Origin of the sequence: Sphingobium sp. B8D3B (assembly GCF_025961875.1) — a bacterium.
GTDB lineage: Bacteria > Pseudomonadota > Alphaproteobacteria > Sphingomonadales > Sphingomonadaceae > Sphingobium.
On sequence record NZ_JAOQON010000001.1, the window covers coordinates 3,197,925 to 3,224,033 of the forward strand.

Genomic DNA, 26,109 nt, shown 5'->3' on the forward strand with positions numbered 1-26,109 from the left:
AAGGCCCGCGCCGATGGCTCGGGCGGGCCTGTTTCTTTGGGAAGCGCGGAAGAGACCCCGCGCTGCCTCAAAAGCGCTGTTGGCGCTCGTAAAGCGACTTGTAATGCTGGATCCGCGTGACCCGCAGACCCGGCATGCCGGACCGGTCCACCGCGCGCTGCCAGCTGGCGAATTCCTCGAGCGTCAGATCGTAACGCGCACAGGCTTCGTCCACTGTCAGCAGGCCGCCATTGACGGCCGCCACGACTTCCGCCTTGCGACGCACTACCCAGCGGGTGGTCGACGGGGGCGGCAGCGAGTCAAGCGTCAGCGGCTCACCGAGAGGGCCGACAACTTGAGCAGGGCGAATCTTCTGGTTCTCGATCATTCTTTCCTCATTCACCGACGGGGATCGGTCTGACACGGTCTTCTTGCTCATGATGTTGACCCCAAAGCTTTTCACTCCGGCTAACCGCCAGAGTGAACGGCGCCTTCACCATTGGTCCCCACCGCCATGAATGCCGCCACGGATGCATTGAACGATCCCGCCGCGCGTCGCAGCGTTGCGGGGCTCGGTGTGTTCGATGCAAAGATCAGGCTCAGCCGTGACGGCTCATCCGCAAGCACGACCGGAAGATCGGCTTCACGAATGGCCCGGGCCGTCGGTGTCGTATCCTGGCGCGCGGCGTGAACCGTGAGCAGCAGGCGCAGATCCGGAATCCGGGGGCTGCGTCCGCTTGCCAGGGCGACAGGCAGGGCCTGATCATCGAGGTTGGCACTTATGTCCATGGCCACCCTGCTAGCAGCCAAAAGATAAGCGCTCGTAAAGGCCGTGGTGACAGGTTGTTAGGTGAGATTACCGGTGCATAGACCGCGACGGACGGCCTTTGCCCGCTGGTCATCGGTTGCGGGTGCTGGTCGCTGCGCCCCAATGCGCTTATATGGCGCCGATGGACGGACTTTTTCAGCTTCCAACGCCTTTCCAGGGCAAGCGCATCGTCGTTGCCATGTCCGGCGGCGTGGATTCCAGCGTGGTTGCGGCGCTGGCCGCACGGTCGGGCGCGGAGACGATCGGCGTCACGCTGCAGCTTTACGATCATGGCGCCGCCGTGGGGCGGACGGGAAGCTGCTGCGCCGGGCAGGATATTCGCGATGCGCGGGCGGTCGCAGACAAGCTCGGCATCGCGCATTATGTCTTCGATTATGAAAGCCGCTTCCGCGAAAGCGTGATGGATCGCTTTGCCGATGAGTATCTGGCCGGCCGCACACCCATTCCGTGTGTCCGCTGCAATATGGGCGTCAAGTTCACCGACCTGTTCGCGCTGGCCCGCGATCTGGGTGCCGACTGCCTGGCCACCGGCCATTATGTCCGCCGCGTGGCAGGCCCGGCTGGCGCCGAGTTGCATCGCGCTGTCGACCCCGCACGGGACCAGAGCTATTTTCTGTTCGCCACGACGCAGGATCAGCTCGATTATCTGCGCTTTCCCCTCGGCGGCATGGAAAAGCCGGTCGTCCGGCAGATCGCGGCAGAACTGGGGCTGGGCGTCGCGCTCAAGCCGGATAGTCAGGATATCTGCTTCGTGCCGGATGGCGACTATGCCGGCGTGGTGCGGAAAATCCGGCCCGAAGCCGATGATGCGGGGGAGATCGTCCATATCGATGGCCGCGTGCTGGGGCCGCATAAGGGCCTGATCCATTATACGGTCGGGCAGCGGCGTGGGCTGGAGATCGGCGGCCTCGCAGAACCGCTCTATGTCGTGCGGCTGGATGCAGCGCAGCGCCGGGTGATCGTCGGGCCGAAGGCGGCACTGGCCGTGCGCGCCGCGCGCCTTGACGAGATCAACTGGCTCGGCGGGACGTTCCGTGGAAGCTTGACCGCAAAGGTGCGGTCCATGGCCCGTCCCGTTCCCGCCCGACTGGATGGCGACCGGCTGATCTTCGAGAGCGAAGAATTTGGCGTGGCGCCGGGTCAGGCGGCGGTGCTCTACGATGGCGACCGGGTGCTCGGCGGCGGCTGGATCGCGGAAACGGAAGGCGCGGAGATGGCCATCGCATGAGGGCCGCGAGCCCTGCCGTGAAACAAAACGTCAACTCCCATGGCTTAGAGGTGAGTGGCGGCTTGCGGAGTGCGTCCATGGCAATTTTGAAGAGGATCAAGGGTCGGGCGAATCGAATCGCCAGGAACTTTTCGGGTCGGGTGGTGGATGTTTTTCACGATCGGGCGATCGATCCCAAAATCGCCCGCTTTCGGGCTTCCGAGCACTTCCAGTCGATGCCGAGCTTGCGGGTTCTCGTGGTCGGCGTTCAATCGAACCGCTCGCCGCAATCGCTCGGCGAAATCTATGGCCGGATGCAGAGCGACCGTCACCGCATCACCTTTGACAGCAAGGGCGTCGATAATCTCGGCAAGCTGGACAACACCAATGTCCTCCTCGCGCGGCATGACCTTCGCGAATTCGACTGGGTGGTGATGACCGACGATGATGTCGAGCTGCCCAACCAGTTCATGGACACCTTCCTGGCGCTTGCCGAATATGCCGAGCTGAAGATCTGCGGTCCCGCGCAGCGCGGCTATTCTTATTGGAGCCGCGAGATCATGCGCCGTCGCAAGGGCGCGTTGGTGCGCGAGACGAACTTTGCGGAGGTCGGCCCGCTGGTCGCCTTCCGCCGCGAGGTGTTCGACATCGTCTTTCCCTTCCCCTCGCTGAAATATGGTTGGGGCGTTAATACCGTCTGGCCGGTGCTTGCCGAGAAGGAAGGCTGGAAGACCGGGGTTGTCGACGGCACCGCGCTCCGACACACCAAACCCATTGGCGCGACCTATGATTTCCGCGAGGCGGCGCGGGAGGCGGAAGAGTATATGAACCGCTTCGGCATCGTCACCGGCGTGCATGCGCTGCACACCTACCGGACATTTTACGAGGCGGGCTGACGGTCCTGTGCGTTTTGCCGTGAATAAAACGTCAACTCCCATGTCGTAGGGCGAGTGACGGTTTGCGGGAGTGCGTTCATGGCAATTTTGAAAAGGATCAAGGGTCGGGCGAGTCGAACCGCGAGGAATCTCTCAGGCCGGGTGGTGGACGTTTTCCACGATCGCGCCATCGATCCCAAAATTGCCCGCTTTCGGGCTTCCCAGCACTTCCAGTCCATGCCGAGCTTGCGGGTTCTCGTGGTTGGCGTTCAATCGAACCGCTCGCCGCAATCGCTGGGCGAAATCTATGCTCGGATGCAGAGCGAGCGACACCGCATCACCTTTGACAGCAAGGGCGTCGATAATCTCGGCAAGCTGGACAACACCAACGTCCTTCTGGCGCGGCATGACCTTAGCGAATTCGACTGGGTGGTGATGACCGACGATGATGTCGAACTGCCCGACCAGTTCATGGACACCTTCCTTGCGCTCGCCGAATATGCCGAGCTGAAGATCTGTGGCCCCGCGCAACGCGCCTACTCTTATTGGGGCTGGGACATCATGCGGCGGCGCAAGGGCGTGCTGGTGCGCGAGACGAACTTTACGGAGGTCGGCCCTTTGGTCGCCTTTCGCCGCGAAGTGTTCGACATCGTCTTTCCCTTCCCCTCCCTGAAGTACGGCTGGGGGTTGGACCCGGTGTGGCCGGTGCTTGCCGAGAAGGAAGGCTGGAAGACCGGGGTCGTCGATGGCACGGCGCTCCGTCACACCAAGCCCATCGGCGCGACCTATGATTTCCGCGAGGCGGCGCGCGAGGCGGAGGAGTATATGAACCGCTTCGGCATCGTTACCGGCGTGCATGTGCTGCATACTTACCGGACATTTTACGAGGCGGGCTGACGATCTGGCCGGCACGCCCGTGGGCGGTTAGTTGATCACCGGGATGAGGTCGTCCTCATTGGAGGCGGGCGTGTCAGCCACTTCACCGATGCGCAGCATGGCGAAGATGACGCAGCTCAGCACCGTCATCGCGATCAGGATGGCCATCAGCCAGGCAAGGCCGCTCGCGCCATAGATCCACGCATAAAGGCTGGCGCCCAGCGCGACCGGCAGGTTGGACAGCGAATTATAGATCGTGAACTGGGTGGCGCCGACCCGCTTGTCGGACAGTCGCATCCGCAGCGGGTTGGAGCTGATCGACGTCAGAATGTCCGTCGCCTCGCGCCCGATGGAGAGCAGCACGAAGACGGTGCCGATCATCGCGACCTCGGGCGAGAGCAGGAAGACCAGCGACATGACCGCATAGCCGGCATAGGTGATGACGGTCGCGCGGCGCGGCCCGATCTTCCCGACGAGGAGGGAGCCGACGCCCATGCAGGAGATGGACACCAGCAGGCCGACCGTGGCGACCATCCCCGAATAGCTGCTGGTGCTGAAATTCGCCTGTGTCGTCGCGAAGACCGGCCAGAAGGCGGTGAACGCCCCGCCCACCGCGCGGCCGAGCACGCTGGCGGCGAGCAGCACCAGACTGTCGCGCTTGATCATCGAGCGGAAGGTGATGGCGAGGATGCGCAGCCAGGGCAGGCCATGGGCGCTCAGCGCTTCGGCCGAGGCCCGGCCTTTTGTCCATGGCAGCAGCTTCTCGCCCGGCCGCTCGCGCAGCACCAGAGCGAGCAGCAAGAAGCCGGCATTGAAGGGCAGGAAGGCGGCAAAGGCGATCGCGGCGCCATAATGCTGGAGCAGATAGCCCCCCATCGCGCCACCAATGGCCATGCCCAGCGCCTGTCCGCCGAACATGAAGGCGCTGGCCGTTCCCTGCTCTTCATCCGGGAGAATATCGACCGCGAGGCCATCGACCGCCACGTCCTGAATGGCGCCGCCGGAGAAGATCAGCACGCCGAGCACGGTGATGAGGCCGAGATCCTGCGGCCCCGGTGCGGCAATCGCGGCGACGGTGAGGCCGATCAGGATGACGGCCTGTGATCCGATCAGCCAGGCGCGTCGCCGCCCCATTGGCAGATAGGCGTAACGATCCATCAGCGCCGCGCCGATGAACTTGAAGCTCCACGGCAGATAGGCGGTCGCCACCAGCGAGGCGATGGCGGCAGGCGGCATCTGGTTAGAGGCAAGCCAGGCTGCCACCGCCGTCAGGAAAAGGCCGAGCGGCAGCCCTTGCGCCACATAGAAGGTCATCATGCTGCCGATGCGCAGCCGCTTGCTCTCGCTCAATATCAGGCTGATGACGCGTCCCCTGCGGCTTGATTGTCCGGCCGCTCAGGATGCTAGAGACTCATCGGCAAAGTGCAATGGCCTGGCTGACGACCCTGCCGGCAGGGCGGTCAGCGAGTGGGGCGCGACATGACCTGCGCATTGCCGTCCGGCTGGACCATGATGAGATGAGCATCACCCTGATCGCACTGGGCGCGCCAGGTGGGCACGCCGCCTTCCGGCTCGAGCCGCTCGACCTTCGTGACGTCGCGGCAGGAAATATCGGCATCGCGAATGGCGCGCAGGAAGACCGCCTGCTGCTGCGTTTCGGAGAGATTTTCGATGGCCGCGACATGGTCGATCGCGTTGGCGGCGTTGTCCATCGCATTGCGGGCCAGCGCGGCATTGTTGGCTGCGCCTGCGCTATTCTCTTGGCTGGCGCCGCCGCCACAGGCAGCGAGCGAGAGCGTGGCCAGGCCGATCAGGAAAACACGCATGGGTCTATCTCCGGGGCGTTCTTGCTGGGGCGGGCATGATAGGCCGGCGCAACCGCGATTGCGACCCTTATCGCCGGCTTATGGCGCGCTCAGCGCGCGAAGAGCGCCTTGAGCCACTTGTCGAGCACCGGCGTGGCGGGATAATCCGGGTCGCCCAGCCGACGATTGATTTCCATGTGGCCCTGCAGGCCTTTGCCCTCGAACCGGTCGATCTGCACCGGCGTTCCGGCCTTGCGCAGAGCTTCGGCCAGCGCGCGGGCCTGCGCGGTGCCATCCTCGCGGTCGACATGGAAGATGAGGAAGGCCGGCGCATTGGGTGCGGCGGCGTGCAGCGTCGGAGAGAGAGCCTTCTGCCGGGCCGGATCGTTGCCGAAGGCCTCCGTGTAGGTCTTGCCCATGATGCGCGGCCCGGACTTCATTTGCGCCGGCACGTCATATGCGGCGCCATCCAGCGCCACGATGCCGGCGGCTGCATCTGGTGCCAGACCGGCCTCGCGCAGATAGCGAGGGTCCGTGCCGACCAAAGCAACGAGATGCGCGCCCGCGCTATGCCCCATCAGCACGATCCGCCGGGGGTCGATGTTCAGCTTGTCCGCGTCGGCGATGACATAGGCGAGGGCGCTGGCGACATCCGCCGCTTGCTGCTCGACCGTCGCCTGCGGCACCAGCCGGTAGTCGATGGAGGCGAGCGCATAGCCCTGCGCCGTCAGATGCGCGACCTTGCGCTGGCCCGTAGCATTGGTCTTGTTGCCATGCTGCCATCCGCCGCCATGCACGAAGAGGACGAGTGGCACCGGCGCGGACTTCTGCCCAATAGCGGGCCAGAAGGCGAGGGTCTGCGCCGGGTCGCGTCCATAGGCCATCTCGCGCCCGTCCACCGTCTTGTCGGCTGCGATATCCTGCTGCATCCGCCCGGCCATGCGCTCGCGGATGCGGTCGCGCAGGCTTGCATCGGCGGGCAGGCTGGTGACGCCGACCGTGGCCGCGATTGCGGCGATGAGGGTGACGCCATGTAAATGAGAGCGAATCATGAGCCTGACTTTCGAAAACGCCAGGCCTTTTGATCGGGAACTTTGCCTTACAATGCGATGAACGGAAGTTTGCTGCTGGTGAATGGTCCCATCTCCTGACATGCCTGCTCGCCGCACCTGCCTTGACGGAAGGTCCATCGAGCGGCTAACGGGCGCCCCGGACCGGGTGCGATGGCGCGCCCGCTTTGATCCAGTCCGACCACCGAGTCCTGTCGAAGGGTGGTCGCGATCCGCCTGGCAGGCGGAGACGTGTATCCATGGCAAATGTAACCGTGATCGGCGCCCAGTGGGGCGATGAAGGCAAAGGCAAGATTGTCGATTGGCTGGCCAGCCGCGCCGATTGCGTCGTGCGCTTCCAGGGCGGTCACAATGCCGGGCACACGCTCGTCGTCGGCGAGCAGGTCTACAAGATCAGCCTCGTGCCTTCGGGCATCGTCACGGGTACGCTCTCCATCATCGGCAATGGCGTGGTGCTCGATCCCTGGGCGCTCAAGGCCGAGATCGAGAAGCTGCAGGGTCAGGGCGTGCATGTGACGCGCGACAATTTCGCCGTCGCCGACAATTGCCCGCTCATCCTGCCGATCCACCGCGACCTTGACGGCCTGCGCGAGACGGCCGCCGGCAAGGGCAAGATCGGCACCACGGGCCGTGGCATCGGCCCGGCTTATGAAGACAAGGTCGGCCGCCGTGCGATCCGGGTCTGCGATCTCGCTCATCTTGATTCGCTGGAGCCGCAGCTCGATCGGCTCTGCGCCCATCATGATGCGCTGCGCGCCGGCTTTGGCGAGCCCCCCATCGATCGGGCCAAGCTGATCGCCGATCTGCGCGAGATCGCGCCCTTCGTGCTGCAGTTCGCCGAGCCGGTGTGGAAGCGCCTGCGCGATGTGCGCAAGGGCGGCAAGCGCATCCTGTTCGAGGGCGCGCAAGGCGTTCTGCTCGACGTGGACCACGGCACCTACCCGTTCGTCACCAGCTCCAACACGGTGAGCGGCACGGTCGCCTCGGGCTCCGGCATGGGGCCGAGCGCGGCGGGCTTCGTGCTCGGGATCGTGAAGGCCTACACCACCCGCGTCGGCTCCGGCCCGTTCCCGACCGAGCTGGTGGACGAGACCGGCGAACGCCTCGGCCAGCGCGGCCATGAATTCGGCACCGTCACAGCCCGCAAACGCCGCTGCGGCTGGTTCGATGCGGTGCTGGTCCGCCAGACCTGCGCGCTTTCCGGCGTCACCGGCATTGCCCTCACCAAGATCGACGTGCTCGACGGGTTCGAGACGATCAAGATCTGCACCGGCTACCGGTTGAATGGCGAAATCATCGATTATCTGCCCGCGCACGCGGCCGATCAGGCAGCCGTTGAGCCAGTGTATGAAGAGATGGATGGCTGGGAAGGCACCACCGTCGGCGCCCGCTCCTGGGCGGACCTGCCGGCGCAGGCCATCAAATATATCCGCCGCATCGAAGAGCTGATCGAATGCCCGGTCGCCAGCGTCTCAACCTCGCCACAGCGTGAGGACACGATCCTGGTGCGCGATCCGTTCGAGGATTGAGGACAGGCGGGGCGCGCGTTGGCGCGCCAGCATGCTTTCGCAAGGAAAAAGGCGGATCGACGCCGGACGGAGCTTCCTGTCCGGCATCGGTCCGCCTTCGCGGTCTTCGGGTCAGAAGAGCAAATAGAGCAGGATGATGATGGGAATCGGGATCCCGATCAGCCACAGCAAGATGCCTTTACCCATGTCATCAGTCTCCTTCTTGTCTCCTTGACCAATGCCTCGCGCGCCAATCCGTTGCCTTGATGGGCGAATGCGGCCCGCAATTGCAGTTTCGCGCGTGAGGGCCTAAAGCGCGCCGGCTATGAGCCGCTCCATCACATTCGCCATTCCCAAGGGACGCATTCTCGAAGAGGCCCTGCCGCTGCTGGCGCGCGCGGGCATCGAGCCCGAGGCGGAATTCCACAAGAAGGAAAGCCGGGCGCTCCGGTTCGCGACCAATGTTGAGGGCCTGTCCATCATCCGCGTGCGCGCGTTCGATGTTGCGACCTTCGTTGCGCATGGCGCGGCCCAGGTCGGCATTGTGGGGTCGGACGTGATTGCAGAGTTCGGCTATTCCGAGCTTTATGCGCCGGTCGATCTCGATATCGGCCATTGCCGCCTGTCCATTGCCGAGCCGGCCGATGCGATCCCCGAGGTGCCGGGCGCGGCCAGCCACGTCCGCGTCGCGACCAAATATCCCCACCTCACCCGCGCGCATTATGAGGCGCTGGGGGTACAAGCCGAGTGTGTGAAGCTGAACGGCGCGATGGAACTCGCGCCCTCACTGGGGCTGGCGCGGCGGATCGTCGATCTCGTCTCGTCCGGCGCGACGCTCAAGGCCAATGGCCTCGTTGAAACCGCGAAGATCATGGACATTTCCGCGCGGCTCATCGTCAACCGGGCGGCGATGAAGATGCGCGCTGCCGAGCTGGTGCCAATGGTCGAGCGCTTCCGCGCTGCCGTGGAGGCCAGCCGTGCCGCTTGAGTTGGATGCCCGTGATGCGGGGTTCGCTGCGCAGTTCGAGGCGCTGGTCAACGCCCGGCGCGAGGCGGATGAGGATGTCGCACAGGCTGTGCGCGATATCGTCCGGCGCGTGCGAGGCGAGGGCGACGCAGCGCTGGCCGACCTGACCGCGCGGTTCGACCGCTTCGATCTTAATGCGCAGGGCTGGTCGATCAGCGCCGAACAATGCGCGCAGGCCTATGCGCAGATCGATGCGCCGCTGCGCGATGCGCTCAATCTCGCCGCTGAGCGGATCGCCACCTATCACGCAAAGCAGAAGCCGGAAGATGCCGGCTGGACCGATGAGGCCGGCGTGCGGCTCGGCGCGCGGTGGAACGCCGTGGAAGCGGCGGGCATCTATGTGCCGGGTGGGCTGGCTGCCTATCCCAGCTCGCTGCTGATGAATGCCATTCCAGCCAAGGTCGCCGGGGTCGAGCGCATCGTGATGATGTCGCCGACGCCGGGCGGGCAGCTCAATCCCGCCGTGCTGGCGGCAGCGCATATTGCGGGCGTGAGCGAAATCTGGCGCGTCGGCGGTGCGCAGGCGGTGGCGGCGCTGGCCTATGGCACGGCGCGGATCAAGCCGGTGGACGTCATCGTCGGGCCGGGCAATGCCTGGGTCGCAGAAGCCAAGAGGCAGGTTTACGGCGTGGTCGGCATCGACATGGTGGCGGGGCCGAGCGAGATCGTGGTCGTCGCGGACGGCAAGAACGATCCCGAATGGATCGCCGCTGATCTGCTCAGCCAGTCCGAGCATGATGAGACCAGCCAGTCGATCCTGTTCACTGACGATGCGGCCTTTGCCAAGGCCGTGGCTGCATCGGTCGAGGGCTGGCTCAATCGGCTCGAGACCGGCGCCCGGGCGCGGGTGAGCTGGACCAACAATGGCGCGATCATTCTGGTGCCGGACCTGGAGGCTGCGCTGCCGCTGGTCGACCGGCTGGCGCCCGAGCATCTCGAACTGGCCGTAGACGATCCGCAGCCGCTGTTCGACAAGGTGCGCCACGCCGGATCGGTGTTCATGGGCCGGATGACGCCCGAGGCAATCGGCGATTATGTCGCGGGGCCGAACCATGTGCTGCCGACCGGGCGGCGCGCGCGCTTCTCCTCCGGCCTCTCCGTGCTGGACTTCATGAAGCGCACCAGCTTCCTGCAACTCGATGCGCGCGCCATCGGCGCCATCGGCCCTGCGGCGCTGGCGCTGGCGCAGGCGGAAGGCCTGCCGGCCCACGCGGCCAGCGTGGCGGTGCGGCTGAAATAGACAGACCCGATGCAGGGGCGCGCGGAACGGGATGGTGAAATCCCGTATCCATCGCGCGCCCGAACCGATATGAAGGACGCAATGAAGCCAACGAAATCAAAGTCCCGCTCTGCGGCGCGGCTGGCGGCCGTGCAGGCGCTCTACCAGCAGGAGATGGAAAGCACGCCGCTGCCGCTGCTGCTCCATGAGTTCCATCAGCACCGCCTCGGCGCTACCATTGAGGACGTGACCTATCACCCCGCCGAACAGGCTTTCTTCGATGATGTGGTGAAGGGCGTGGATGCGCGCCGCGACGAGATCGACCAGCATATCATCGATCGGCTGGCCAAGGGCTGGTCGATGGAGCGCCTCGACAAGCCCATGCGGCAGATCCTGCGCGCCGGCACCTATGAGCTGCTCGCCCGCGCGGATGTGCCGACGGCCAGCGTCATCAGCGAATATGTCGATGTCGCCCACGCCTTCTACGACAAGCGCGAGGCCGGCTTCGTCAACGGTCTGCTCGACGGCATCGCCAAGAGCGTGCGCAGCTAAGATGAGCGCGGAGGCGGACCTTCTCCGCCGTCTGCGCGCCATGGCGAGCGACCCCGCGGCGCGCGGCCTGATGGACGATGTCGCGGTGATGCCCACCATGGGGCAGCAACTCGTCATCACCAGCGACACGATGGTCGAAGGCGTGCATTTCCGCGCCGACGATCCACCCGAGACGGTCGGCTGGAAGCTGGCGGCGGTCAACCTCTCCGATCTCGCCTCCAAGGGCGCGGTGCCTGTTGCCTGCCTGCTGAACTACGGGCTGACCGGTCAACCCGGCTGGAACGAGGGGTTCCTTGACGGGCTGGGGCGGGCGCTGCGCAGCTTCGGGATGCACCTCATCGGCGGCGATACCGTAAAGCTGCCGGCGGGTGCGCCGCGCGTGCTCAGCCTGACTGCCATGGGCGAGGTGCCCGCCCATGAACAGGTGCCGGCGCGCACCGGCGCACGACCGGGCGACCGCTTGTTCGTTTCCGGCCCGATCGGCGATGCAGGGGCTGGGCTCGCTCTGCTCGATGAGGGGTTGAAGGAGCCGGCGGAACTGATCCGTGCCTATCGCGTGCCCACGCCGCATATCACGCTCGGGCAGACGCTCTCGTCGCAGGCGCATGCGATGATGGACGTCTCCGACGGGTTGCTGATCGACGCGCAGCGCATGGCGCTGGCCAGCGATTGCGCGGTGGAAATCAATCAGGTGCCGCTGTCGGACGCCTATGTGTCGCTGCGCGGGAACGGCATCGAGGCGCGGCTGGCTGCTGCCACGGCCGGCGATGATTATGTGCTGCTCGTTGCCTTGCCCGGCACGCTGGCGCCGCCGCGCGGGCTGCTGGAGGTCGGGCGGTTCAAGCATGGCGAGGGGTTGACGCTGCGCCTTGATGGCAAGGCGGTGCCGTTGCCGGCGCGGCTGGGCTACGAGCACGGCTGATGGTCGCGCTCCAGGCTTCCGTTCCTGCTGAGTAGGCTCTGAGTAGCGCCGTGGCGCGTATCGAAGCGCCGTATCGAAGCATCGCGCCGCGAGCGGTCCTTCGATACGCCATTTCGGCAGGCTCAATGGCTACTCAGGACGAACGGATTAGGAGGTGGACGCGGCCGCTGGGCCGATTGCAAGGCCGATGCCCCGTTCGTGTCGAGCCCTTCGACTGCCCGCAGGGCGGGCGCTCAGGATAAACTTCAGCCGTAAGCTGAAGTCGAGACACCCCGCCCAGCGGGCGGCGCTTGCGGCATCTCGACTTCGCTCGATGCGAACGGACGCATAGTCCCGATCCCGCCCCCTCCTTTTAACCGCTTGACGGCACGGGAGAGCGCTTTACCTTCCGCTCCAAAGCCGAACATGGGCGGTCAACGCCCGGACACCGTCACAGGGGAGAACGCGATATGACCTCGGTCTTGATCGCCATTGGTTGCGGCCTGCTTGCCGTGATCTATGGTCTGGTGACCAGTCGCCAGGTGCTGAGCGCGCCGGCCGGTAGTGCCAGGATGCAGGAAATTGCGGGTGCCATTCAGGAAGGCGCCAAAGCCTATCTCGGGCGACAATATACCACCATCGCTATCGTCGGCGTCATCGTCGCCATCATTCTCTTCTTCACGCTCGGTCTGCTCTCCACCGTCTCGTTCCTGATCGGTGCGGTGCTCTCGGGCGTCGCCGGCTATGTCGGCATGAATATTTCCGTGCGGGCCAACGTCCGCACCGCGCAGGCTGCGAGCGAATCCCTGCAGGGCGGGCTGACGCTGGCCTTCCGGTCCGGCGCGGTTACCGGAATGCTGGTTGCCGGTCTCGGCCTGCTCTCGATCGCTGGGACGTTCTGGTATCTGACCGGTCCGGGCGGCCTCGCGCCCAATGATCGCTCGATCATCGCCGCGCTGACCGCGCTGGCTTTTGGCGCCTCGCTCATCTCCATCTTCGCGCGTCTGGGCGGCGGCATCTTCACCAAAGCGGCCGATGTGGGCGCCGATCTCGTCGGCAAGGTCGAGGCCGGCATTCCCGAGGACGATCCGCGCAATCCGGCGGTCATTGCGGACAATGTCGGCGACAATGTCGGCGACTGCGCCGGCATGGCCGCCGATCTGTTCGAGACCTATGTGGTGACGCTCGGCCTCACCATGGTCTCCATCGCGCTGCTGGTCGATGCGCCTTCTGCGCAACTCATGGCGCTGATGTCACTGCCGCTGGTCGTCGGCGGCATCTGCATCATCACCTCGATCATCGGCACCTATTTCGTGCGGCTGGGCAAGTCGCAGAACATCATGGGCGCGCTCTACAAGGGCTTCTGGGTGACGGCGGGCCTCTCGGTGCTCGGGATCTATTATGTCACCAACCGCGTGCTGGGCGACATGGATATGGCGATCGGCGCGGGGCTGGATGGCACCGGCGGCTATACCGGCATGGCGCTGTTCTGGTGCATGCTGATCGGCCTGATCGTCACCGGCCTGCTGGTGTGGATCACCGAATATTACACCGGCACCAACTATCGGCCGGTCAAGTCCATCGCCAAGGCGAGTGTCACCGGCCATGGCACCAATGTGATCCAGGGTCTGGCGATCAGCCTGGAATCGACGGCACTGCCCACGCTGGTCATCACCATCGCGGTGATCGCGACCTACCAGATCGCCGGGATCATCGGCGTGGCCTTCGCGGCCACATCGTTGCTCGCGCTGGCCGGCATGGTCGTCGCGCTCGATGCTTATGGTCCGGTGACCGACAATGCCGGCGGCATCGCGGAAATGGCGGGCTTGCCCGATGATGTGCGCCACCGCACCGATGCGCTCGATGCCGTGGGTAACACCACCAAGGCGGTGACCAAGGGCTATGCCATCGGTTCGGCGGCGTTGGCGGCGCTGGTGCTGTTCGGGGCGTACACAGCCGATCTCGAAATCTACTTCCCGGACATCGCGGTCGATTTCTCCCTGAGCAATCCCTACGTCATCGTGGGCCTGCTGCTGGGGGCGTTGCTGCCCTATCTGTTCGGCGCATTCGGCATGACTGCCGTGGGCCGGGCAGCGGGCGCGGTGGTCGAGGACGTGCGTGAGCAGTTCCGCAGCGATTCGGGCATCATGGCCGGCACGTCCCGGCCCAATTATGCCCGAACCGTGGACATCGTGACCAAGGCGGCGATCAAGGAAATGATCATTCCCTCGCTGCTGCCGGTGCTGACGCCCATTGCGGTCTACTTCATCATCACCGCCGTGGCCGGGCAGGCGCAGGGCTTCGCGGCGCTGGGCGCGCTGTTGCTTGGCGTGATCGTTTCTGGGCTGTTTGTCGCGATCTCGATGACGAGTGGCGGCGGCGCCTGGGACAATGCCAAGAAATATATCGAGGATGGCCATCATGGCGGCAAGGGCTCCGAGGCCCACAAGGCTGCCGTGACGGGCGACACGGTCGGCGATCCCTACAAGGATACGGCCGGCCCGGCGGTCAACCCGATGATCAAAATCACCAATATCGTGGCGCTGCTTCTGCTCGCCGCACTGGCGCACGGGGCGATGTAAAGATCCCGGCGCACATCCCGGAAACGGGAGAGGAGGAAAGCCCGTCCGGATCTTGTCCGGGCGGGCTTTTCACGTCTTGGCCGATGGGCCCTCTCCGCGATGCTGGCGAGCCGGAGGCGCCGACGCTATAGCGCCCGCCATGTCTTCTGCGCTTGCCTCCTTCCAGTCCCAGCTTGACGCTTTGGAGCGTCGCGCGCGCCGGCGGCGCCTTATGCCGCGCGCGGGCCATGATTTTGCATCTAACGACTATCTCGGCCTTGCTAGCGACCCGGCGATTGCGGCTGCGGTGGCCGATGCGCTGGCGCGGGGTGTGCCGGTCGGGTCGGGCGGGTCGCGGCTGCTGCGCGGCAATGCGCCGGAGCATGAGGCGCTGGAGGCGCAGGCCGCGCAGATATTCGGCAGCGAGGCGGCTTTGTTTCTGGCCAATGGCTTTGCCGCGAACATCGCCATTCTTGCCGGCCTGCCGGGGCCAGGCGATCTTGTCGTCGCGGATTCGCTCATTCATGCCAGTGCCCATGACGGGATGAAGCTCGGCAAGGCCCGCTCCGTGCTCGCGCAGCATAACGATGCCGACGCCTTTGCCGACTCCATTGCCGGCTGGCGGCGCGAGGGGGGCACTGGGCGGGTGTGGATCGTCGCCGAAACGCTCTATTCCATGGACGGTGACAGGGCGCCGGTCGATGACCTTGCTGCCGTCGCTGCGCGGCATGATGCGATGCTGGTGCTGGACGAGGCGCACGCCACCGCCGTTCACGGGCCGGGCGGGCGGGGCCTGGGCGCGCATCTTGAGCCGGCGGAAAATGTCATTGCGCTCCACACCTGCGGCAAGGGGCTGGGCGCGGAGGGGGCGCTGGTGACGGCCGCCCGGCCGATCATCGATCTGCTGGTCAATCGCGGGCGCAGCTTCGTCTTCTCGACGGCGCCATCGCCGCTGATGGCGGTTGCGGTGCAGGCCGCGCTGGCGCGCGGTCTGGAGGGCGACGATCTGCGCGCGCGCCTGAGCGATCTGATCGACCATGCTGCGCAGCATTTATGCGCGCCGCTGGGGCTTCCCGCGCCTGCCAGCCAGGTCCTGCCGATCGTGCTGGGGGACGATGCGCGGACGATGCAGGTTGCGGCCTTGCTGCAGCAGGCCGGGTTCGATGTGCGCGGTATTCGCCCGCCCACGGTGCCGCGCGGCACCGCGCGCCTGCGCGTGTCGCTCACGCTGAATGTCGATGAGCAGATCATCGCAGAACTGGGGGAAGCGTTGCAGCAAGCGCTCGGACAGGTGCCGGCATGAGCGGCGCCCTCATCGTCTCGGGCACAGATACCGGCATCGGCAAAACGGTGGTTGCGGCCGGTCTCGCTGCGGCTCTGGGCGCTTCCTACTGGAAGCCGATCCAGGCCGGCACGGCCGATGGCACGGACAGTTCGGATGCGGTGACGCTCGGCGTTGCGCCGGGCCAGTGCCTCCCGGAGGCGTATCGGCTCGCGCTCCCGGCCTCGCCGCATCTGGCCGCCGAGCGGGAGGGGCTTGTGCTGGACCCGTCCCGTCTAACCCTCCCACCTGCGCGTCCCCTGATCGTCGAGGGGGCCGGGGGCCTGATGGTGCCCGTCCGCCGCGATCCGTCGATGCTGATGATCGACCTGTTCGCGGGCTGGGGCGCGCCGGTGTTGCTCGTCGCGAGGACGGGGCTCGGCACGATCAACCACAGCCTGCTGAGCATCGAGGCGCTGAAAGCGCGGTCCATCGCCATTGCCGGGCTGATCTTCGTCGGGGAGGTACATCCTGATAATGAGGCGATCGTGCCGGCGCTGACGGGCGTGCGCAGCTTCGGCCGTCTGCCGATGCTGGACCCGCTCGATGCGGCGCATCTGCGGCAGGCCATGCACGCGCATATCGATCTGGCTGCCGTGCGGATGGCCCTGGGTGGGCCGTCATGACCTCCCCGGTCTGGCATCCCTTTACCCAGCATGGGCTTGGCGAGCCGATCCCGCAGATCGTCTCGGCCTGCGGCGCGTGGCTGACCTGCGATGACGGCCATCGGCTGCTCGACGGCATCTCAAGCTGGTGGGTCATCACCCACGGCCATTGCGAACCGCGCATCGCGGCGGCCATCGCGGCGCAGGCGGGCACGCTCGATCAGATGATCTTCGCGGGCTACACCCATCCGCAGGCGGAGGCGCTGGCCCGGTCGTTGGTGGCGCTGACCCCGCCCGGCCTCGACCATGTATTCTTCTCGGACAGTGGGTCGACGGCTGTCGAGGTGGCGCTCAAAATGGCGCTCGGCCATTGGCACAATCGCGGCGAGGCGCGGCACCGCCTGCTGGTGCTCGAGCATAGCTATCATGGCGACACGATCGGCACGATGTCGGTGGGCGAGCGCGGCGTGTTCAATCGTGCTTATGCGCCGCTGTTGTTCAACGTGGAGACGGTGCCCTTTCCCGCGCAAGGGCAGGTGCAGGCCAGTCTCGATGCACTGGAACGGCTGTGCCGGACGGGCGAGAAGCCCGCCGCGTTCATCGTCGAGCCGCTGGTGCTCGGGGCCGGCGGGATGCTCTTCTATCCACCCGAAACACTCCGCGCCTTTGCCGAAATTTGTGCGCAGCATGATGTGCTCTTCATCGTGGATGAAGTGATGACCGGCTGGGGCCGCACCGGCACGCTCTTTGCCTGCGAACAGGCCGGCGTGGCGCCGGATATCCTCTGCCTGGCGAAGGGGCTCACCGGAGGCGCAGTCCCATTGGCGGCGACGTTGGCCAGCGCAGCAATTTTCGAGTCGCACCGCAGCATGGACCGCGCGACGATGTTCTTTCACTCATCGAGTTTCACGGCCAACCCGGTCTGCTGCGCGGCGGCCAATGCCAATCTGGCGATCTGGCGAGACGAGGATGTGCCGGGGCGCATCGCCGCGCTGGGCTTGGCCCTTGATGAAGGGCTGGCAACGCTCGCCGGCCATGGCCGCCTGCACAACCCCCGGCGGATCGGTGCCATTGCGGCCATCGACATGGTGGTGCCCGATGGCGGCTATCTCTCGGACGTCGCCCCCCGCTTGCGGGCGCATGCGCTGGCGCAGGGGCTCTTGCTTCGGCCGCTCGGCAACACCATTTATCTCATGCCGCCTTATTGCACGACGCCGGCCGAGATTGCGCAGGCTTTCTCCGTCATTGCGGACGCGGTGGATACCCGCCCGAACTGGCACACGCGCTGAAATTCACCGGACGGCTCAATCGCTTCCCAATCCGCGCTTTTGCGGCTATGGGGCGCCATTCGCGAAAAACTGGAAGATTATGGCCAAAGAAGAACTCCTCGAGATGCGCGGGCAGGTGGTTGAACTGCTGCCCAACGCCATGTTCCGCGTCCGTCTGGAAAATGATCACGAAATCCTCGGTCACACCGCAGGCAAGATGCGCAAGAACCGCATCCGCGTGCTCGTCGGTGACGAAGTGTTGGTCGAGCTGACGCCCTATGACCTAACCAAGGGCCGGATCACCTATCGCTACATGCCCGGCCGCGGCGGCCCTGGCCCCGGCCAGCCCTGATCGGCAGCGCGGCGGCGCCTCCGCCCCGCGATAGCCGGACAGGCGACTCCATGCGCCTCATTCTCGCATCCGCCTCGCCGCGCCGACTGGACCTTCTCGCCCAGATCGGCGTGACGCCCGATGGCGTGGACCCTGCCGACATCGATGAAACGCCGCGCAAGACCGAACTGCCGGCGCCCTATGCCGCGCGCATGGCCGCGCAGAAGGGCGCGGCGGTGGCGGCACGTCATCCCGGCGCGCTGGTGCTGAGCGGCGATACGGTGGTGGCCTGCGGGCGGCGCATTCTGCCCAAGGCGGAGGATGAAGCCACGGCGCGCGCCTGCCTGACGCTGCTTTCCGGTCGGCGGCATCGCGTGCTGAGTGCGGTCACGCTGATCGATGCCGAGGGCAAGGCGCGCCACAAGCTCTCGACCAGCACCGTCACCTTCAAGCGCCTGCACCCGCAGGAGATCGACGCCTATCTCGCCAGCGGCGAGTGGGACGGCAAGGCTGGTGGCTACGCCATTCAGGGACGCGCGGCGGGACTGATCCGCGCCCTCTCCGGCAGTCCGTCCGGCGTGATTGGCCTGCCACTTTACGAAACGCGCACGCTCCTCCTTTCAGCAGGCTATTCTTGTGACTGATACACCCACGACGCTCCACTGGCTCTATGAAGAGGGCATTGGCGAGGCCCGCGCCGCGCTGGTGAGGGGCGGGCGGATCGTCGAGGCGCAGATCGAGCGGGAAGACAAGCGCGCCCGCGCTGGCGGCATTCATTCCGGGCGGCTGGTGCGCACGCTTATCGCCCGCAAGCGCGGCATCGTGCGGCTGGATAGCGGCGAGATGGTGCTGATCGAGCCGATCCCGCCCAAGGTGGCGGAAGGCGCGCCGGTGCGCGTCGAGGTGCTGCGTGAGGCCATAGCCGAGCCGGGTCTGGATGAAGCGCGGGAGAAGTTGGCCAAGGGACGCATCGCCCAGCCCGGCGTGCAGGCTGGCCACGGCCCGAGCCTGCTCCAGCGCTTGCAGGCGAGCGGCGTGCCCATCGTCCCGTGCCCCGCGCATGAGGCCGACCGGATGGAAGCGGCCGGCTGGAGCGAGTTGCTGGCCGAGGCGATGAGCGGTGAGGTCGGCGCCGAGGATGCCGCGTTGCGCATCTTCCCGACGCCGGCGATGACGCTCATCGATGTCGACGGCGCCGCGCCGCCCGCACAGCTTGGCCCCAAAGGCGCCAAGCTTGCCGCACAGGCGATTGCGCGCATGTGCATCACCGGTTCGATCGGCATCGATCTGCCGACGATGAACAATAAGGACGAGCGCCTGATTGCGGCGGCGCAGATCGACAAATATCTGCCCCAGCCGTTCGAGCGCACGGCGGTCAACGGCTTTGGCTTCGTGCAGATCATCCGCAAGCGCGAGCGGCCCTCGCTCATGGAACTGCTGCGCGCCGATCCGGTCCGCGCGGCGAGCATGGCGGCGCTGCGCGCGGCCGAGCGGCAGGAGACTGCTGGCGGCGGAGGCGGGCCGGTCGTGCTGACGGTGCCGGCTGCGGTGGCCAAGGATATCCGCACTCATCCGGACTGGATCAAGCTGCTGGAGCGCCGGCGCGGCGGGTCGCTGGACCTGCGCATCGACGACGCCCTGGCGCTGGGGGCGCACCATGCCCATTAAGAATGTCTGCCCCTTGTGCCGTCAGCCGAGCGTGCAGGAATTTCGCCCCTTCTGCTCGCGCGGCTGCCGCGACCGTGATCTGATCGGCTGGATGGACGAGGGCTATCGTGTCCCCGTCCGCACCGATGATGATGAGGATGGCGAAGGCGGCAGCGCCGGCCCTGCCAATGAGGACGGTTCGCGGGGCTGACCGGCGCGCAAGGCCCGCCAAATGCGGGCGGAATGCGCTTCTCCGTCTCCCGTCACGCTCTTGAGCGGAAAAGGTCGAAACGGGGCTGGACATGTCCCCGCGACCATGCTTATAGCGCACGCTCTTTCGCCGGGTCTTGCACCAGAGGCGATCCCCGTGCCCGGGTAGCTCAGTTGGTAGAGCATGCGACTGAAAATCGCAGTGTCGGCGGTTCGACTCCGTCCCCGGGCACCACTTTCCTCAGCATTTGAAAGTCTGGTGACCGTCGCAAGCGGGCGCCGGCGCTATTGCAGGTTCTTCTGCCGCACGACCCAGCGCGGGTTGCGGCACAGACCGCAATCGGCGCCGACGAACATGGCGCGCGCCTGTGGATCGCCCTTGAGGCGCCAGTCGAGCCAGGCGACGGCGACCTTGCCGAACTCGCCGCCATTCTTCTCCCAATAGGTGCCCTCATGCGGGGTCTGCTTGCGATAGGCGCGCAGGGCCGGGATGTTCGGCAGGTGGGCGAAGTCGTCATTCGCGTTGGGGAAGGCGACATCCATCTCATCGCCGCTGATATAGGCGACCGCACCGTGCAGCTTGGCCAGATCGGCCTTGACCAGCGCCTTGCCGCCGGCGGTGGCATTGAGGCCGGACTCGTCAGGGAACAGGCCCATATTCCACACGACGGTGGTGGTTACGCGCCTGTCGGCGCCCGCCTCGATCGCCTGCACGCCGCCGCAGGACATGCCCATCACTGCGATGTTCGCCGTGTCGATGCGGCCCTGATAGGGGCTGCCGGCGCGGCTGTTCTCGGCGATGGCCCAGTCGATGGCGGCAATCAGCTGCCGGGCCGATGTCGGGGCGGGCGGCGCCGTTGCCGGATCGGGCGGGCCCTGGTTGGGCGCAGGCTCGGGTCGCCAGCTTTGATCCTCCAGCGCGCCGATCTTGCCGTTCGACACCACGAGATAGCCGTGGGAGGCGACCTCGCTGAGGAACCAGCGGAACCACGTGCCCTTGTCCAGACAGCCGCCAACGCCCCACACGACGATGGGGAGCTTCTGCTTTGGCGGGGTGCGTCCACGCAGGGGATCGTAGATCGTGTGATCGGGGAGGCGCGCATCGGTGGACGGGGTCACCGGAAATGGGCCGGAGCCCAGCGGAGTCTCGTTCGACACTGCCTTTGGCAGGCCACTGGTCGCGCAGGCGCTGAGGCTGGCCACGCCGGCCAAAGCTATCATGCCCGAGAGGATGATTTTCCGAACAGCCTTCACCCGCAACGCCCTTGTCCTCACGATCTTCATAGGGCGCACAGTGCCGCGCGGGGCGGGCATTGGCTACATAAAATTGTTAGGCAATGCAGGTCGTCTTCAGCTTGCGCCGCCGATTGCTCCGGGCGTCAGCACTAGCGCCAGCAGGATGAGCGCGGTGGCGATATAGGCCCAGACGCCCATGCCGGCCCAGGCCGCGCGCAGGGCGCCGCCCTCCATGTCGTCGGCCTTCTGCAGCCGGCGGGCGTAGATGATTGTCCCGGTGACCGACAGGCCGGTCATCAGCACGCCGAACAGGAACCAGACGAGCTTGGTCGGCAGGCCGCCGAGGTCGCCAAAATGGAGCGGGTCGGCCATCTCCGAGATGCGCTGATGGACGTTGAGGTCGCGCCCATCCAGCAGGGCGGTCACGCGGCCGGTGGAGGGATCGACGGCGACGCCATTGGCGCGGTCCCGCACCAGCCAAGCCTGATCCTGCCCGAGGAAGATGACGCCATTGTCAGGGGTGAAGCGGATTTCCCTGATCGAGAGTGTCGGCTTGGCCGCATGGGCGACCGCGACCAGTCGATTCAGCGCGGCACCGGTCGGCGGCGGCGCAGTGGCGGCGGCGATCTCGGGCAGTTCCGGCACCGGCGCCCGACCGCCGAGCGTTTCGACCAGATACCAGAGCCCGGTTAGCGTGATGAGCGCGACGAACCACAGGCTCCACAGGCCGGCAAGGCGGTGCAGGTCGCCATGGAAGCGTCGTGAGTCCCCGCGTCTTGGCGCGCGGAAGAAGCCGCGCCACCATTTCTTGTACGTCACGATACCCGTGACCAGCGATGCCAGCAGCAGCAGCGAGAGCGCGCTGACGATGGGAATGCCGATCTTGGTCGGCAGCATGAGGTGGCGATGCACTTGCCGCAGGAAGCGGTGGACATTGGCCCAGCCCTGCGTGCCGGTCACCTGCGCCTCCCAGGGATCGACATAGACGCGGCGGGGCGAACCCTCGCCCATGTCCACCCACGCTTCCGCCGCGAACCACGGGTCGAGCGGAGCATGAACCATCTGCAGCCGCCCGTCCGGCTCCGCGCGGGCGGCCGCCTGCGCAATCGCACCCCAGCTTGCTACGGGCCCATCCTGCTGGGTGACGCGCATGGCTGGAGTCACCAGCCAGTCGATCTCATGCGCGAACACCGCCAGCGTGCCGGTCGCCAGAATGAAGGTCAGGAAAATCGATAGCTTCAACCCCGCCCAGCTATGGACACGCCACCAGATCGAGCGGGGTTTGGGTTGCCGGGCGGGTTTCATCGAGGGACTTAGAACTTGAACCGCAACTCGGCGAGGAAGGTGCGCGGCTCGCCCGGGAAGTGCCCGCTCTGCGCGCTGAAGCCCGAGGCGGCGTAGACCGTGTCGAAGATGTTATCCACCCGCAGCAGCACCTCTGCAAAGCCCAGCCCCTTGGTGATCGAGGCGTCGAAGATAGTGTAGGGCTTCACCGTCTGCCCCGATAGGCTGATGCGGCGCGAGACATGTTCGCCACCGAAAGCGAAGGCGGTGTCGATGACGGGCAGCTGATAGCGCGTCCAGAAGCCGACCTTGTGACGCGGGGCATTGGCGAACCGCGTGCCAAAGGCGTTGGTGATGGCTTGTTTCTCGGCTGTGCGGGTGATCCGGGCATCGTTATAGCCATAATTGACCAATAGCACCCAGTTCGGCGTGATGTCCGTTGCGAGGTCGATCTCGAAGCCCTTGCTGGTCACTTCGCCAATGGGGACAAGTTGATCAACGCCGTTCTTTGGCGGAAGGCCGGTGTCGACCTGCAGGATGTTACGCCGCACGATCCGATAAACAGCGGCATTGGCCTGAACCCGCCCGTCGAACAGCGCGGTCTTGATGCCGCCCTCGATTTGATTGCCGGTCACCGGTGCGAAGGGGCCACCTGCATTGGCATTCTGACTGGCGCCGCTCTGCGGCTCGAAACTTTCCGACCAACTCACATAGGTAGAAATGTCTGGACGAGGCTTGAAGATTACGCCTGTGCGGAAGGTGAGGGCGCTGTCTGTGTAAGATGATCGTTCCGTGTCGGTGCCCTTAGTGGTGGTCACCTTATCTTGGAACCAGTCGTAGCGCATCCCGCCAACCAGCAGGAATGCGTCGGTCAAGCTGATCTGGTCTTGAAAATAGGCGCCGCGCCGTTTCGAGCGTGTGTCGCTTATGTCGAAATTAAGCAGCGCGGCGCGGGCGGCGTCACCCTTGCCTGCGCCGTAGACCGGGTTCGAGAGGCTGAGGGAACTGATGCCGGTCTGCAGGATGCGGGAGTTGAGGATGTTCGTCTCGTTATACCAGTCGGCGCCTGCCTGGAGCTTATGTTCCATGCCGAACAGATCGACGCGCGCGGTGGCATTGGCCATGAAGGACAGGCCATCGACCGGGCGGATCTGGTCGCGGAACTCGCGCCGGACAAGATTGCCGGCGACGAGGCCCCGCGGCTCATGATATTGCTGGACCTCGCGCGCGGTGAAGTAGCGCACGCCGGCATCGAAGGTGACCCGCTCGCCGATCGCGGTTTGATAGCGCGCCTGATAGGCTTCGCTCGTCAGGTGCAGGAAGTCGGTCGGCTCATTGGCGTTCCAGCGAATATCGGTGAGGAAGTTGCCGGCATTATCGACGAGAACACCGCGCAGGCGATTGGCGCGCAGCTCATTGTCATAGATGGTCGCCTGAAGCGTCAGCTTGCCGCCTTCATTGGTCTTGATCGCGATGCCGGCGTCGGCAATCCGCGCCTTGTTCTGGGTGTTGAGCCGGTAAGGGTCCATGGACTCATAGAAGCCACCCACGCGATAGGTGACGATGCCCTCGGCATCGATCGGCCCGGTCGCCTCGGCGGAGATGCCGACGCGGTCGTAATTGCCGCCGGTCACGACCATGCGCAGCCCGCGCCTGTCGGACGGCGTCTTGGAGACATAGTTGATGATGCCGCCCGGCGAACCGGGGCCGAAGAACAGGCCGGATGGCCCCTTGAGCACTTCTACGCGCTCGATGTTGAACAGTTGCGGCACGGAAAAGCCGATGAACGGGTTGCCGCGCTGGCCATCGTAGAAGGACTGGTCCTGACGAAAGCCGCGGAAGGTGACGCCGGCATAGCTGAAGGCGCTCACGCCGGAGATGTTGCGATAGATGTCGGTCGCATCGCGCGCGCCCTGATCGGCAAACAGCTCGGACTTGATGACCTGCAGGGCCTGCGGGATGTTCATGGGGTCTTCGGCGGCCTTGCCGACCGTCGTCTCATCCGCGCGGTAGAGGCGCTGGACGCGGCCCGTCACGATGATCGTGTCTTCGCCACCCGCACCAGCCTCCGCCGGGGCGCCTTCCATCTGGGCCATAGCCGGGGCAGCGGACAGCGCGACGGACGCGAGCAGAACGGATCGGAAAAAAGACAAGACAGCCCCCTGAATGAATCGATAATGCGAGTAAGTCGCAACTATGTCGATTGTTCGGGCGATGCAATCCCTTGCCGGAAGAAAAGGAGGATTGCGCTCGGTTCAGGATTTAGGGCTACGTCCGATCAGGCCGATAGGCTGGCGTCCCGCTTCAGCGCGCAGGCCGCGCGCCAATAGTGGAAGGCAGCCAGCGCATAGAGCGCGATGCTTGCCAGCAGGGCGTGGCGCACACCCCAGGCCGAGGCTGTCGCGCAGGCGCCGGTGAGGCGGGCGTCTGTACAGACGCTCTTGAAGCCGGGCATTGCAAGACCCGCGAAGATGTCGCTCGCCAGGCCGATGATCGGCGGGCCGAGGCCAACGCCAACGAGTGTTGCAATGAAGAAATAGATGAAGGCCGCCGTCGTCCGCGCGTTGGGCGCGACGAGGTTCTGCAGGGCGACCAAGGTCGGCACCGAATAGAAGAACAGGAAGACACCGGCCACGGTCAGGCAGACGAGCGCCGGCAGCGGGCTGCCCAGCGAATAGCCGATCAGATAGAGCGGCACGCTGGTGGCGATGCCGCAAAAGGGCAGCAGCGCATACCAATGCTGTCCGCGCCGGGCGATGAAGTCGATCCCGACGCCGCCCAGCACCATGCCGGCCGTGGCCGCCGTGGACGAGATGATCGCCACATAGACGCCGGCCTGCGTGATCGACAGATCATGGACGCGCATGAAGAACGGGGCCGTGAAAGCGCCGCCAGCATAGAGCGCCATGCTGGAGAGGGCGAGGCCGATGAGCAGATTGCGGAACACCGCCTTGCGCGCCATCATGCTCATCACCTCTCCCATCGGCGGGGGTGGCGTCGCGGCCTTGCTGGTCGGCGGGGCGCCGTTGCTCAGGCCATCGCTTAGCCCGTCGCTCAGGCCTCTGGGCGGATCGCGCAGCAACAGGCGGAAAAGGAGGGCGACGATGAGGCCGGGGCCGCATACCGCGATCATCGCGGTCCGCCAGCCATGGTCCTTGGCGATCCACACCGCCGCCAGCGCACCGATGAACGAGCCGAGCGGGGAGCCCAGCCGCATCATGGTGATTGCAAAGCCGCGCTGATGCGGTGGGAAATGATCGCCGATGAGCGACGTGCTGGGTGCCTGCACGCCTGCCTCGCCGATGCCGACGCCGATCCGGCACAGGAAGAGCTGCCAGAAATTCGCGGATAGCCCGCACAGCGCGCTCATCAGCGAGAACAGCCCCACCGAGACGGAAATGATCGTGATCCGGTCGCGTCGTTCCGCAAGGCGCGCGATCGGCAAGCCCAGCGTCGAATAGAGAATGGCAAAGCCGAGCCCGCCCAGCAGCCCGAGCTGGAAATCGGTGAGGCCAAGATCCTCCTTGATCGGCTGGCCCAGCGTCTGCACGATCACCCGGTCGATATAGGCGAAGGCGGCGACCAGCATGATCAGCGCCAGCAGCATGGCGCGATAGCCGGGGCCATAATGTCGCTGTTGTGGAGGTGTCGAGGCGTCGTCGGTCATGGGGCCTGCGCAATAGGGGGTGGAACGAAGGGCGCTTGCCGGCGCGCAGACGGTATAGACCGGCCAGTCGGCGACGCAAGACTGTTGATGACTCAATGAATTGCTTTTGGCGCGCAATTGTTGCAGTGGTA

25 protein-coding genes and 1 tRNA gene are annotated in these 26,109 nt (G+C 65.7%); 17 read left to right on the top strand and 9 right to left on the bottom strand.

What is annotated here, in order from left to right:
• Positions 1 to 67: 67 nt before the first annotated feature.
• Positions 68 to 367: a DUF1153 domain-containing protein gene (locus M2343_RS15070; RefSeq protein WP_181561284.1), complete on the bottom strand. Its 300-nt coding sequence runs from the start codon at positions 365 to 367 to the stop codon at positions 68 to 70.
• An 80-nt stretch (positions 368 to 447) separates the two neighbouring features.
• Positions 448 to 768 carry a hypothetical protein gene (locus M2343_RS15075; RefSeq protein WP_181558526.1) on the bottom strand — a complete coding sequence of 107 codons (321 nt, stop codon included), beginning with the start codon at positions 766 to 768 and terminating at the stop codon, positions 448 to 450.
• Positions 769 to 929: 161 nt separating this feature from the next.
• Between M2343_RS15075 and mnmA the strand changes: the two genes are divergently transcribed.
• From mnmA to M2343_RS15090, 3 genes are all read left to right on the top strand, one after another.
• On the top strand, positions 930 to 2,036 hold the full coding sequence (mnmA, locus tag M2343_RS15080; protein ID WP_264577583.1) for a tRNA 2-thiouridine(34) synthase MnmA: 1,107 nt from the start codon (positions 930 to 932) through the stop codon (positions 2,034 to 2,036).
• Between the two features lie 143 nt (positions 2,037 to 2,179).
• The gene (locus tag M2343_RS15085) at positions 2,180 to 2,911 is read left to right on the top strand and encodes a hypothetical protein (protein ID WP_264577262.1); all 732 of its coding nucleotides are present in this window, start codon (positions 2,180 to 2,182) and stop codon (positions 2,909 to 2,911) included.
• Between the two features lie 144 nt (positions 2,912 to 3,055).
• The gene (locus M2343_RS15090; RefSeq protein ID WP_264577263.1) at positions 3,056 to 3,787 is read left to right on the top strand and encodes a hypothetical protein; all 732 of its coding nucleotides are present in this window, start codon (positions 3,056 to 3,058) and stop codon (positions 3,785 to 3,787) included.
• Positions 3,788 to 3,814: 27 nt separating this feature from the next.
• On the opposite strand, the gene M2343_RS15095 is transcribed toward M2343_RS15090, so the two are convergent.
• From M2343_RS15095 to M2343_RS15105, 3 genes are all read right to left on the bottom strand, one after another.
• Positions 3,815 to 5,116 carry an MFS transporter gene (locus M2343_RS15095; RefSeq protein ID WP_264577264.1) on the bottom strand — a complete coding sequence of 434 codons (1,302 nt, stop codon included), beginning with the start codon at positions 5,114 to 5,116 and terminating at the stop codon, positions 3,815 to 3,817.
• Between the two features lie 110 nt (positions 5,117 to 5,226).
• Positions 5,227 to 5,592, bottom strand: a complete 366-nt coding sequence (locus M2343_RS15100; RefSeq protein WP_264577265.1) for a hypothetical protein — start codon at positions 5,590 to 5,592, stop codon at positions 5,227 to 5,229.
• A gap of 89 nt (positions 5,593 to 5,681) precedes the next feature.
• Positions 5,682 to 6,512: an alpha/beta hydrolase gene (locus tag M2343_RS15105; RefSeq protein WP_264577584.1), complete on the bottom strand. Its 831-nt coding sequence runs from the start codon at positions 6,510 to 6,512 to the stop codon at positions 5,682 to 5,684.
• A gap of 368 nt (positions 6,513 to 6,880) precedes the next feature.
• On the opposite strand from M2343_RS15105, the gene M2343_RS15110 reads away from it, so the two are divergent.
• The 14 genes from M2343_RS15110 (at position 6,881) to M2343_RS15175 (ending at position 20,026) form a co-directional block, all read left to right on the top strand.
• Positions 6,881 to 8,170: an adenylosuccinate synthase gene (locus M2343_RS15110; RefSeq protein WP_181558533.1), complete on the top strand. Its 1,290-nt coding sequence runs from the start codon at positions 6,881 to 6,883 to the stop codon at positions 8,168 to 8,170.
• A gap of 304 nt (positions 8,171 to 8,474) precedes the next feature.
• A complete protein-coding gene (hisG, locus tag M2343_RS15115) occupies positions 8,475 to 9,137 on the top strand; it encodes an ATP phosphoribosyltransferase (protein WP_264577266.1) in 663 nt (220 codons plus the stop codon).
• Entirely contained in the window at positions 9,127 to 10,416 is a 1,290-nt protein-coding gene (gene hisD, locus M2343_RS15120; RefSeq protein WP_264571891.1) for a histidinol dehydrogenase, read from the top strand. Before hisG ends, hisD begins: the two co-directional genes overlap by 11 nt.
• A gap of 81 nt (positions 10,417 to 10,497) precedes the next feature.
• Positions 10,498 to 10,947, top strand: coding sequence for a transcription antitermination factor NusB (gene nusB, locus M2343_RS15125; RefSeq protein WP_264571892.1), 450 nt, complete (start codon positions 10,498 to 10,500; stop codon positions 10,945 to 10,947).
• A gap of 1 nt (position 10,948) precedes the next feature.
• Complete coding sequence (gene thiL / locus M2343_RS15130; protein WP_264577267.1) at positions 10,949 to 11,869, top strand: thiamine-phosphate kinase; 921 nt, start codon at positions 10,949 to 10,951, stop codon at positions 11,867 to 11,869.
• Between the two features lie 449 nt (positions 11,870 to 12,318).
• Positions 12,319 to 14,430: a sodium-translocating pyrophosphatase gene (locus M2343_RS15135; protein WP_264573750.1), complete on the top strand. Its 2,112-nt coding sequence runs from the start codon at positions 12,319 to 12,321 to the stop codon at positions 14,428 to 14,430.
• A 139-nt stretch (positions 14,431 to 14,569) separates the two neighbouring features.
• On the top strand, positions 14,570 to 15,712 hold the full coding sequence (locus M2343_RS15140; protein WP_264577268.1) for an 8-amino-7-oxononanoate synthase: 1,143 nt from the start codon (positions 14,570 to 14,572) through the stop codon (positions 15,710 to 15,712).
• Positions 15,709 to 16,356, top strand: coding sequence for a dethiobiotin synthase (gene bioD, locus M2343_RS15145; RefSeq protein ID WP_181558540.1), 648 nt, complete (start codon positions 15,709 to 15,711; stop codon positions 16,354 to 16,356). Before M2343_RS15140 ends, bioD begins: the two co-directional genes overlap by 4 nt.
• The gene (locus M2343_RS15150; RefSeq protein ID WP_264577269.1) at positions 16,353 to 17,624 is read left to right on the top strand and encodes an adenosylmethionine--8-amino-7-oxononanoate transaminase; all 1,272 of its coding nucleotides are present in this window, start codon (positions 16,353 to 16,355) and stop codon (positions 17,622 to 17,624) included. The genes bioD and M2343_RS15150 overlap by 4 nt, the downstream gene beginning before the upstream one ends.
• Before the next feature lie 79 nt (positions 17,625 to 17,703).
• Positions 17,704 to 17,955: a translation initiation factor IF-1 gene (infA, locus tag M2343_RS15155; protein WP_181558542.1), complete on the top strand. Its 252-nt coding sequence runs from the start codon at positions 17,704 to 17,706 to the stop codon at positions 17,953 to 17,955.
• Positions 17,956 to 18,005: 50 nt separating this feature from the next.
• On the top strand, positions 18,006 to 18,578 hold the full coding sequence (locus tag M2343_RS15160) for a Maf family protein (RefSeq protein WP_264577270.1): 573 nt from the start codon (positions 18,006 to 18,008) through the stop codon (positions 18,576 to 18,578).
• Complete coding sequence (locus M2343_RS15165; protein WP_264577585.1) at positions 18,565 to 19,602, top strand: ribonuclease; 1,038 nt, start codon at positions 18,565 to 18,567, stop codon at positions 19,600 to 19,602. Before M2343_RS15160 ends, M2343_RS15165 begins: the two co-directional genes overlap by 14 nt.
• Positions 19,592 to 19,792: a DNA gyrase inhibitor YacG gene (locus M2343_RS15170; RefSeq protein WP_264573745.1), complete on the top strand. Its 201-nt coding sequence runs from the start codon at positions 19,592 to 19,594 to the stop codon at positions 19,790 to 19,792. Before M2343_RS15165 ends, M2343_RS15170 begins: the two co-directional genes overlap by 11 nt.
• Before the next feature lie 158 nt (positions 19,793 to 19,950).
• A tRNA-Phe gene (locus M2343_RS15175) sits at positions 19,951 to 20,026 on the top strand.
• A 50-nt stretch (positions 20,027 to 20,076) separates the two neighbouring features.
• Here M2343_RS15175 and M2343_RS15180 read toward each other — a convergent pair.
• The 4 genes from M2343_RS15180 to M2343_RS15195 all read right to left on the bottom strand — a co-directional run bounded on the left by M2343_RS15180 (position 20,077) and on the right by M2343_RS15195 (position 25,978).
• The gene (locus M2343_RS15180) at positions 20,077 to 21,045 is read right to left on the bottom strand and encodes a hypothetical protein (protein WP_264577271.1); all 969 of its coding nucleotides are present in this window, start codon (positions 21,043 to 21,045) and stop codon (positions 20,077 to 20,079) included.
• 96 nt (positions 21,046 to 21,141) lie between these two features.
• Positions 21,142 to 22,332: a PepSY-associated TM helix domain-containing protein gene (locus M2343_RS15185; RefSeq protein WP_264577272.1), complete on the bottom strand. Its 1,191-nt coding sequence runs from the start codon at positions 22,330 to 22,332 to the stop codon at positions 21,142 to 21,144.
• 8 nt (positions 22,333 to 22,340) lie between these two features.
• On the bottom strand, positions 22,341 to 24,464 hold the full coding sequence (locus M2343_RS15190; protein WP_264577273.1) for a TonB-dependent siderophore receptor: 2,124 nt from the start codon (positions 24,462 to 24,464) through the stop codon (positions 22,341 to 22,343).
• A 125-nt stretch (positions 24,465 to 24,589) separates the two neighbouring features.
• Positions 24,590 to 25,978 carry a spinster family MFS transporter gene (locus M2343_RS15195; protein ID WP_264577274.1) on the bottom strand — a complete coding sequence of 463 codons (1,389 nt, stop codon included), beginning with the start codon at positions 25,976 to 25,978 and terminating at the stop codon, positions 24,590 to 24,592.
• Positions 25,979 to 26,109 lie beyond the last annotated feature (131 nt).

Bases quoted from the DNA above. Each gene is read 5' to 3' on its own strand.
- M2343_RS15070 (WP_181561284.1), bottom strand. From the start codon at position 367: ATGATCGAGAACCAGAAGATTCGCCCTGCTCAAGTTGTCGGCCCTCTC.
- M2343_RS15075 (WP_181558526.1), bottom strand. From the start codon at position 768: ATGGACATAAGTGCCAACCTCGATGATCAGGCCCTGCCTGTCGCCCTG.
- mnmA (WP_264577583.1), top strand. From the start codon at position 930: ATGGACGGACTTTTTCAGCTTCCAACGCCTTTCCAGGGCAAGCGCATC.
- M2343_RS15100 (WP_264577265.1), bottom strand. From the start codon at position 5,592: ATGCGTGTTTTCCTGATCGGCCTGGCCACGCTCTCGCTCGCTGCCTGT.
- M2343_RS15105 (WP_264577584.1), bottom strand. From the start codon at position 6,512: ATGGCCGGGCGGATGCAGCAGGATATCGCAGCCGACAAGACGGTGGAC.
- M2343_RS15110 (WP_181558533.1), top strand. From the start codon at position 6,881: ATGGCAAATGTAACCGTGATCGGCGCCCAGTGGGGCGATGAAGGCAAA.
- hisG (WP_264577266.1), top strand. From the start codon at position 8,475: ATGAGCCGCTCCATCACATTCGCCATTCCCAAGGGACGCATTCTCGAA.
- nusB (WP_264571892.1), top strand. From the start codon at position 10,498: ATGAAGCCAACGAAATCAAAGTCCCGCTCTGCGGCGCGGCTGGCGGCC.
- thiL (WP_264577267.1), top strand. From the start codon at position 10,949: ATGAGCGCGGAGGCGGACCTTCTCCGCCGTCTGCGCGCCATGGCGAGC.
- M2343_RS15135 (WP_264573750.1), top strand. From the start codon at position 12,319: ATGACCTCGGTCTTGATCGCCATTGGTTGCGGCCTGCTTGCCGTGATC.
- M2343_RS15140 (WP_264577268.1), top strand. From the start codon at position 14,570: ATGTCTTCTGCGCTTGCCTCCTTCCAGTCCCAGCTTGACGCTTTGGAG.
- bioD (WP_181558540.1), top strand. From the start codon at position 15,709: ATGAGCGGCGCCCTCATCGTCTCGGGCACAGATACCGGCATCGGCAAA.
- M2343_RS15150 (WP_264577269.1), top strand. From the start codon at position 16,353: ATGACCTCCCCGGTCTGGCATCCCTTTACCCAGCATGGGCTTGGCGAG.
- infA (WP_181558542.1), top strand. From the start codon at position 17,704: ATGGCCAAAGAAGAACTCCTCGAGATGCGCGGGCAGGTGGTTGAACTG.
- M2343_RS15160 (WP_264577270.1), top strand. From the start codon at position 18,006: ATGCGCCTCATTCTCGCATCCGCCTCGCCGCGCCGACTGGACCTTCTC.
- M2343_RS15170 (WP_264573745.1), top strand. From the start codon at position 19,592: ATGCCCATTAAGAATGTCTGCCCCTTGTGCCGTCAGCCGAGCGTGCAG.
- M2343_RS15185 (WP_264577272.1), bottom strand. From the start codon at position 22,332: ATGAAACCCGCCCGGCAACCCAAACCCCGCTCGATCTGGTGGCGTGTC.
- M2343_RS15195 (WP_264577274.1), bottom strand. From the start codon at position 25,978: ATGACCGACGACGCCTCGACACCTCCACAACAGCGACATTATGGCCCC.